We start from the raw sequence: 2,461 nt of genomic DNA, 5'->3' as shown, positions 1-2,461 counted from the left end.
CGCCTGAATCACGCCAAGGCCGACAACTCAACCCGATTTATGAGTTCACGCCCTAATGTCAGTTGCCCACACCTGATTGGGCCGCGTGATCGGCAATTTCCGCAGCAAATACGGATAGATCCTGTGCCCAGGCGCGGGCTTGGATGTGTTGGGCCGGCGATAGATCGCCTCGATCGACCTCCTCTTCATCAAGGTGGCGACGTGGCAGCGGCCGATCGCGGTGCCCTCTTGGCGCAGCAGGTCGCGCAGCATCCGGCTGCCCGCAAACGGGTATTCCAGATGCAATTCATCCATACGCCGCATGATGCCCAGGTCGGTGGCAGACACGGGCGCTGGCAGGTAATACACGCTGCTCCGGCTGATCCCCAGCTCCCGAGCCTGACGCGCCACCGGCAGGCTGTGTGACCGATCGATCATCGCTTTGCGCTCGGCAACAGACCCGCTTTGCCGAGCGCGCCTGCCAAAAAGATCCTAAGCAGGTCGCCGGGATTAACCGGTATCCTGACGGCAGTGTCATTCAGGAGATTGGCCATGACGATGGAACAGGAGTTTGCTTCACCAGCATCGAACACTGAGACCGTTTATGCGGCGATCGAACTAAGCAAGAAGAACTGGGTCATATCGGTGGCCCACCCCGGCCAGCCCAAGCCGAGCATCTATCGCCTGCCAGGTGGTGATTTTGATGCGCTGGTGGCGCGACTTCGCAAGGTTGCCGGATCAATCGCGAGAATCGTGATCTGCTATGAGGCGGGCTATGATGGGTTCTGGTTGGCACGGCGTCTGACCCGTTCAGGGATCGAGTGCCGTGTGCTGGATCCGGCCAGCCTGCAGGTAAACCGCCGTGCGCGCAGGGTGAAGACGGTTCGTATCGACGCCCTGATGCTGCTCCGGGCCGTTATCGCGATAGACCGCGGCGACCATCATGTATGTGCTGTTGTGCGCGTTCCCGATGTCGAAGAGGAAGATGCGCGTCGATCACACCGCGAACGGCAACGCCTGGTCCACGAGCGTACCGCACATATCAATCGGATCAAAGGCCTGCTTTTTGGCCAGGGGATAAGGGGCATCGAACCGAAACTGCGCGCGACGCGAATTGATTTTGCTTCCCTTGTCACCGCGGAAGGAAGAGCGCTTCCGGAACGCCTGCTCCATGAACTTGAACGTGAATATTCACGGCTGGCTCTGGTCGAGGAGCAGATCCGCTGCGTCGAAAAGGAGCGTGATGTGGCGGATGCGCAAGACCCTGCGATCGAGCAGAAGCGTCAGATGCTTCGTCTTCTGCCCGGGGTTGGCGGAACGACTGCCGCGATCATGGCGCGGGAAATCTTCTCGCGGCAGTTCAGTAGCCGTTCGCACCTGGGATCCTATCTTGGTCTGACGCCAAGTGCCTACGACAGCGGCACTACCACGAAATGCCAGGGCATCTCAAAAGCCGGCAACAGCTGGGCCCGGCGCATCCTCATCGAGATCGCCTGGATCTGGCAGCACAAACATCCCGCAAGCCCGCTGACAAAGTGGTTCAGGGTAAGAACACAGGGGCAATCTGCGCGCATGCGTCGGATCATGCTGGTGGCCATGGCCCGCAAGCTGGCGATCACACTCTGGCGCTATGTCGAAACCGGCCTCGTTCCTGAAGGCCTGGTAATGCCGACCAAAGCCGCTGCGACTGGCTGACCCGGCCTTTGAAAGTTCAGGCCCCGGCCAGGGCCTGAAAGCGGGGTGACGGGCTTCGAGAGTATGATTGGTGCGAATGCACCGGCAAAAAGTGTGAAACCGTCCCCTTGAGCGTCTGAGCCGTGCGTGCAGGATTGTGGCAAGCCGTCATGGAGCTGCCGGATATAAGTTGATGCGCCAGTCGCACGCCTGCACCAGGACGATCGACCCCGCCGATCCCGACGGAATGACAAAGGCAACCAGTCAAGGTCTGCCGCAGGTCCTGCGCGCGCCGCTTGACACAAGGCCCCGCATATAAATCATTCGCCAGCGTCAGTTCGCCGATCTTGGCATGCAGCGTTTTGACATCGACAGTGGGCTCGGCGTTCTCTGCAGCACTCTCGCCACCAAACACGCCCGCTGCCCCTTCCAGCAACTGGGCGCGCCACGTGGTTATCTGGTTGGCATGGACATCAAACTGCTGCGCCAGTTCGGCCAGCGTCTTCTCGCCCTTCAAGGCAGCCAAAGCCACCTTCGCCTTGAACGCCGGGCTGTGATTGGTAACCAGTCCGACTGGGACCGCCTGCCTGATGGCGCGATAATCTCTTAGGAGACGGTCATAGCGACGTCGCTAACGACGTCTCTTGATCGGGGATTGCGATGAGGGCGGAGATACTGGGTCAGGAACGACGGCGCCGGTGGACGGACCAGCAGAGGCTGGAGATCATTGGTGCGGCTGGCGTGAATGGCGCTACACTGACAGAGGTGGCGCAGCGCCACGATGTAACCCGACAACAGATTTATACTT

Annotated in this window: 2 protein-coding genes and 2 pseudogenes; 2 read left to right on the top strand and 2 right to left on the bottom strand. The window is 60.2% G+C overall.

The window, feature by feature from the left end; genetic code table 11:
* Positions 1-54: 54 nt before the first annotated feature.
* Positions 55-471, bottom strand: a pseudogene (locus tag V7066_RS28740) (IS3 family transposase); the annotation flags it as partial.
* Between the two features lie 60 nt (positions 472-531).
* Here V7066_RS28740 and V7066_RS28735 point away from each other — a divergent pair.
* Positions 532-1,674, top strand: a complete 1,143-nt coding sequence (locus V7066_RS28735) for an IS110 family transposase (protein ID WP_334186337.1) — start codon at positions 532-534, stop codon at positions 1,672-1,674.
* Positions 1,675-1,933: 259 nt separating this feature from the next.
* Here the strand turns inward: V7066_RS28735 and V7066_RS28730 are convergent.
* Positions 1,934-2,221: pseudogene (locus tag V7066_RS28730) on the bottom strand (transposase); the annotation flags it as partial.
* 92 nt (positions 2,222-2,313) lie between these two features.
* Between V7066_RS28730 and V7066_RS28890 the strand changes: the two are divergent.
* The coding region (locus tag V7066_RS28890; RefSeq protein WP_442947399.1) for a transposase at positions 2,314-2,461 on the top strand (148 nt) is incomplete at its 3' end.

Origin of the sequence: Novosphingobium sp. (genome assembly GCF_036820275.1) — a bacterium.
Taxonomy (GTDB): domain Bacteria; phylum Pseudomonadota; class Alphaproteobacteria; order Sphingomonadales; family Sphingomonadaceae; genus Novosphingobium.
Note: the sequence above shows the minus strand (reverse complement) of the source record. Positions and strands in the feature narration are given on the sequence as shown.

Bases quoted from the DNA above. Each gene is read 5' to 3' on its own strand.
- V7066_RS28735 (WP_334186337.1), top strand. From the start codon at position 532: ATGACGATGGAACAGGAGTTTGCTTCACCAGCATCGAACACTGAGACC.